This window comes from Streptomyces cinereospinus, assembly GCF_042430725.1.
GTDB classification, from domain to species: domain Bacteria; phylum Actinomycetota; class Actinomycetes; order Streptomycetales; family Streptomycetaceae; genus Streptomyces; species Streptomyces cinereospinus.
Genome location: NZ_JBHMCY010000140.1, coordinates 1 through 5041, shown reverse-complemented (window position 1 = coordinate 5041; position 5041 = coordinate 1). Strand labels below are relative to the sequence as shown.

Annotated in this window: 5 protein-coding genes; 2 read left to right on the top strand and 3 right to left on the bottom strand. The window is 72.7% G+C overall.

Annotated features, from left to right (window positions below):
- Positions 1-335: 335 nt before the first annotated feature.
- A complete protein-coding gene (locus ACFF45_RS34975; protein WP_381351051.1) occupies positions 336-1160 on the bottom strand; it encodes a purine-nucleoside phosphorylase in 825 nt (274 codons plus the stop codon).
- Between the two features lie 100 nt (positions 1161-1260).
- Positions 1261-1698, bottom strand: coding sequence for a gamma-glutamylcyclotransferase family protein (locus ACFF45_RS34970; protein ID WP_381351049.1), 438 nt, complete (start codon positions 1696-1698; stop codon positions 1261-1263).
- 106 nt (positions 1699-1804) lie between these two features.
- On the opposite strand from ACFF45_RS34970, the gene ACFF45_RS34965 reads away from it, so the two are divergent.
- Together ACFF45_RS34965 and ACFF45_RS34960 are read left to right on the top strand one after the other, a co-directional pair.
- The gene (locus ACFF45_RS34965) at positions 1805-3253 is read left to right on the top strand and encodes an NAD(P)H-quinone dehydrogenase (protein WP_381351048.1); all 1449 of its coding nucleotides are present in this window, start codon (positions 1805-1807) and stop codon (positions 3251-3253) included.
- 176 nt (positions 3254-3429) lie between these two features.
- Complete coding sequence (locus tag ACFF45_RS34960) at positions 3430-4404, top strand: DeoR/GlpR family DNA-binding transcription regulator (RefSeq protein WP_381351047.1); 975 nt, start codon at positions 3430-3432, stop codon at positions 4402-4404.
- A 190-nt stretch (positions 4405-4594) separates the two neighbouring features.
- Here the strand turns inward: ACFF45_RS34960 and ACFF45_RS34955 are convergent.
- A partial coding sequence (locus ACFF45_RS34955; protein ID WP_381351046.1) for an acyl-CoA carboxylase biotin carboxyl carrier protein subunit occupies positions 4595-5041 on the bottom strand: 447 nt, incomplete at its 5' end.

The window sequence follows — 5041 nt, the reverse complement described above, 5'->3', positions numbered from 1 at the left end:
CGGGCGGACACCCCCCGGCACGTCCCCTTCCCGCCGTGGGCGGGTGCGGGCAGCGTCTCACGGGGGGTCCGTCCGGGGGGTCCGTCCCTTTCCGCCGTGCGCGGGCAGCGCCTTACGGGGGGGCGGTCCCTTTCCGCCGTGGGCGGGTGCCGCCTCATGGGGGTGGTCCTTTTGCGCCGTGGGCGGGTGCCGCCTCATGGGGGTGGTCCTTTTGCGCCGTGGGCGGGTGCCGCCTCATGGGGGTGGTCCCCTCCCGCCACGGGCTGGTGCGGTCTCCCGGGGCGGGCCCTTTCCGCGGGTGGGTGCGGGTGGCTGGGACAATCTGGCGGGTCGGGCTACAGGCGGTCCAGGATCTGGGCCAGGAGGGAGCCCATGCGGCTGGCCGAGTCGCGGCCCGCCCGGAGGACCTCCTCGTGGTTCAGGGGCTCGCCGGTCATGCCGGCGGCGAGGTTGGTGACGAGGGAGATGCCGAGGACCTCCGCGCCCGCCTCGCGTGCCGCGATGGCCTCCAGGACGGTGGACATGCCCACCAGGTCCGCGCCGATCACGCGGGCCATGCGGATCTCGGCCGGCGTCTCGTAGTGCGGGCCGGGGAACTGGGCGTAGACGCCCTCCTCCAGGGTGGGGTCGACCTCCTTGCACAGGGCGCGCAGGCGGGGGGAGTAGAGGTCGGTGAGGTCGACGAAGTGGGCGCCGACGATGGGGGAGGTCGCGGTGAGGTTGATGTGGTCGCTGATCAGCACCGGCTGGCCGGGGCGCATGCCCTCGCGCAGGCCGCCGCAGCCGTTGGTCAGGACGACGGTCTTGACGCCGGCGGCGACGGCGGTGCGCACGCCGTGCGCCACGGCGGCGACGCCACGGCCCTCGTAGTAGTGGGTACGGCCGAGGAAGACCAGGGCACGCTTGTCGCCGATGCGGTACGAGCGGATTGTGCCGCCGTGTCCGGCGACCGCGGGCGGCGGGAAGCCGGGCAGGTCGGTGACCTGGAACTCCGCCTCGGGAGCGCCCAGCGCGTCCACGGCCGGTGCCCAGCCGGAGCCCATCACGAGGGCGACGTCGTGGGTCTCGGCGCCGGTGAGTTCGCGCAGGCGGGCCGCGGCGGCGTCGGCGGCGGCGTAGGGGTCGCCCTGGATGTCGTCCGGAAGAAGAGATGCGTTCACGCGGATGAGGGTAGCCGGTCCGGGCCTACGCGCGTAGATGGCGAGGGTGATGGGTTGGCGATCGTTGTCTTGTCGTTTCCGACGAGAATGGCGGCGGCCCTCAGCAGGGGCGCTTGCGCAGCTCCATCACATAGTCGTGGGGCGCCCCGGCCGACTCGGCCGCGTCGGCGATCTCGCCCAGGTAGCGGGCCGAGGGCAGGCCGCCCTCGTAGCCGTTGAGGACGTACGCCCATGCGCCCTCCTCGCCGTCGAGCGTGTGGACGCGGACCCGCATGCGGCGGTAGACGCCGAGGCCGACGCCGACCCACCGGTCGAGTGACTCCTCGTCCATCGGCGCGATGTCGTACAGCGCGACGAACACGGCGCAGACCGGGTCCTCGACGATCGTCGCGAGCGCGCCCTCCCAGCCCATCTGCTCGCCGCCGAAGGTCAGCCGCCAGCCGTTCATCCACCCCGTGGCGCGCATCGGCGAGTGCGGGGCGCGGCGGGACATCAGCCGCGCGTCGAGGTTGCCGGCGTAGGCGGCGTAGAGCGACATGGGTCGAGAGTACGGCAGACGGCTCGCGTGTCACTTCCGTGTCAGGGGCACCTGTGGTAGCTCGGGTGGGCCCCCGGGGGAATCGCACGTTGAGGGGTGCGGGACAATGGAGTACGTGACTCGGATCGTGATCATCGGTGGCGGACCCGGCGGATACGAAGCGGCGCTCGTCGCCGCCCAACTCGGTGCGGAGGTGACCGTCGTCGACTGCGACGGTCTGGGCGGGGCGTCGGTGCTGACCGACTGCGTCCCGTCGAAGACCCTGATCGCCACGGCCGAGGTGATGACCACCTTCGACTCCTCGTACGAGGAGCTCGGCATCATCGTCGCGGACGACACCCCGCCGGAGGAGATGTCCGCCCGGATCATCGGCGTGGACCTGGGGAAGGTCAACCGCCGGGTGAAGCGGCTGGCGCTCGCCCAGTCGCACGACATCAGCGCCGCGGTGACCCGGGCCGGGGCCCGGGTGATGCGCGGCCGCGGGCGGCTGGCGGGCATGCAGGCGCTCGACGGGTCGCGGAAGGTCGTCGTACGGGCCGCGGACGGCAGTGAGGAGACGCTCACGGCCGACGCCGTGCTCATCGCCACCGGTGGCCACCCCCGTGAGCTGCCCGACGCCAGGCCCGACGGCGAGCGGATCCTGAACTGGACCCAGGTGTACGACCTCGACGAGCTCCCCGAGGAGCTGATCGTGGTCGGGTCGGGTGTGACCGGCGCCGAGTTCGCCGGTGCCTACCAGGCGCTCGGGTCGAAGGTGACGCTGGTGTCGTCCCGGGACCGGGTGCTGCCGGGCGAGGACCCGGACGCGGCCGCCGTGCTGGAGGACGTCTTCCGGCGCCGGGGCATGAACGTCATGGCGCGCTCGCGGGCCGCCTCCGCCAAACGGGTCGGGGACCGGGTCGAGGTCACCCTCGCCGACGGGCGGGTCATCGCCGGGTCGCACTGCCTGATGGCCGTCGGCGCCGTCCCCAACACCGAGGGCATGGGCCTGGAGGAGGCCGGGGTCCGGCTCAAGGACTCCGGGCACGTCTGGACCGACAAGGTCTCGCGGACGACGGCTCCGGGCGTGTACGCCGCCGGTGACGTCACGGGCGTCTTCGCCCTGGCGTCCGTCGCCGCCATGCAGGGGCGCATCGCCATGTACCACTTCCTCGGCGACGCGGTGGCCCCGCTGAACCTCAAGACCGTCTCCTCCAACGTCTTCACCGACCCCGAGATCGCCACCGTCGGCTACACCCAGGCCGACGTCGACGGCGGGGTCATCGACGCCCGGGTGGTGAAGCTGCCGCTGCTGCGCAACCCGCGCGCGAAGATGCAGGGCATCCGGGACGGCTTCGTCAAGATCTTCTGCCGTCCGGGTACCGGGATCGTGGTGGGCGGCGTGGTCGTGGCGCCGCGCGCGTCGGAGCTCATCCATCCGATCTCGATCGCCGTCGACAACAATCTGACGGTCGAACAGATCGCGAACGCGTTCACCGTGTACCCCTCCCTTTCGGGGTCGATCGCGGAGGTGGCGCGGCAGCTGCACACCCGGAAGGGGACCGCCGAGGCCTGACCGGCCCGGCGGCCGGAAGCGACTCCCCGCTGGTCACGGGGAGTCGCCGACCATCTGTTCGGCGCGGGCGGCGGAAGTCGACCGCTATACCACTTCCCGCTGCCGGGTACGAACAACTTCTGCTATTCGGCGCAAACTGCTGAAAGCAGACGGTCGCTGGGGTTACTGTCAGTTTCGTGTTCGCTGCAGAACGTCGCCAGTTGATTCTCGAAATGGTGCGAGCGAACGGGGCCGTGTCGCTCCGTGAGCTCGCCCGCGTCGTCCAGACCTCCGAAGTGACCGTACGGCGGGACGTGCGCGCACTGGAGGCAGAAGGACTCCTCGACCGCCGGCACGGCGGTGCGGTACTGCCGGGCGGTTTCACGCGGGAATCGGGCTTCCCGCAGAAGTCGCACCTAGCGACCGCCGAGAAGACCGCCATCGCCGACCTCGCCGCGAACTTCGTGGAGGAGGGCGAGGCCATCGTCGTCGGGGCCGGCACCACCACCCAGGAGCTGGCCCGCCGGCTGGCCCGGGTCCCCGGCCTGACCGTCGTCACCAATTCCCTGCTGGTGGCGCAGGCGCTCGCGCACGCCAACCGGGTGGAGGTCGTGATGACCGGCGGCACCCTCCGCGGTTCCAACTACGCCCTCGTGGGGTCGGGCGCCGAGCAGTCCCTCCAGGGGCTGCGGGTGTCCCGGGCCTTCCTCTCCGGAAGCGGCCTGACCGCCGAACGCGGCCTGTCCACGTCCAACATGCTCTCGGCATCCGTCGACCGGGCGCTCGTCCAGGCCGCCGCGGAGGTCGTGGTCCTCGCGGACCACACCAAGCTCGGCACGGACACGATGTTCCAGACCGTCCCCACCGACGTGATCACCCGTCTCGTGACGGACGAACCGCCGGCCCATGAGGACCGGGCCGCCACCGAGTTGCAGGCGCTGGCCGACCAGGGCGTCCAGATCGCGGTGGCCGGGACGGGAGCCCCGGGAAACGCCCAGAACGCGGGCGGTGACGGCACCCCCGCGCGCCAGCAGCGCCGGGACGTGCCGCTGCCGGGCCCGCGCCGCGGCCAGGTCCCGGGCGCCCAGTCGGCCCTGCGTACGGCGGCCGTCCTCGGTGAGCAGTCCCCGGGCGGCGAGCGGGCCAGGGTGGCCGATCTGCGGCGCCGCTGACCGGCCGCCGCCCCCGGACCCGGGCGGGCCGCTCCGAGGCGGGCCGTGAGGCGGCTGCCGCCCGGGCGTGGGAGGCGTCAGGGGCGCCGGGCCCTCGGCTGCCGTACGTCCGGGCGCCCGCGCGCACGACGGAGCGCCCGGCGGGGCTCGAAAGCCGGTCCGCCGGGCGCTCGTGATGTCGTGCGACCGCTCAGTCCTTGATCTCGCAGATCACCGCGCCCGAGGTGACGGACGCGCCGACCTCCGCGCTCAGGCCCTTGACGGTGCCGGACCTGTGGGCGTTGAGGGGCTGTTCCATCTTCATCGCCTCCAGGACGACGATCAGGTCGCCTTCCTTGACCGCCTGGCCCTCCTCGACGGCGATCTTGACGATGGTGCCCTGCATCGGCGAGGCGAGGGTGTCGCCGGAGGCGGCCGGGCCGGACTTCTTCGCGGCGCGGCGCTTGGGCCTGGCGCCGGCGGCGAGGCCGGTGCGGGCCAGGGACATGCCCAGGGAGGACGGCAGGGAGACCTCCAGCCGCTTGCCGCCGACCTCCACGACGACGGTCTCGCGGCCTGCTTCCTCGTCCGCCTCGGTGTCGGCGGCGGGGGCGGTGAAGGGCTCGATGTCGTTGACGAACTCGGTCTCGATCCAGCG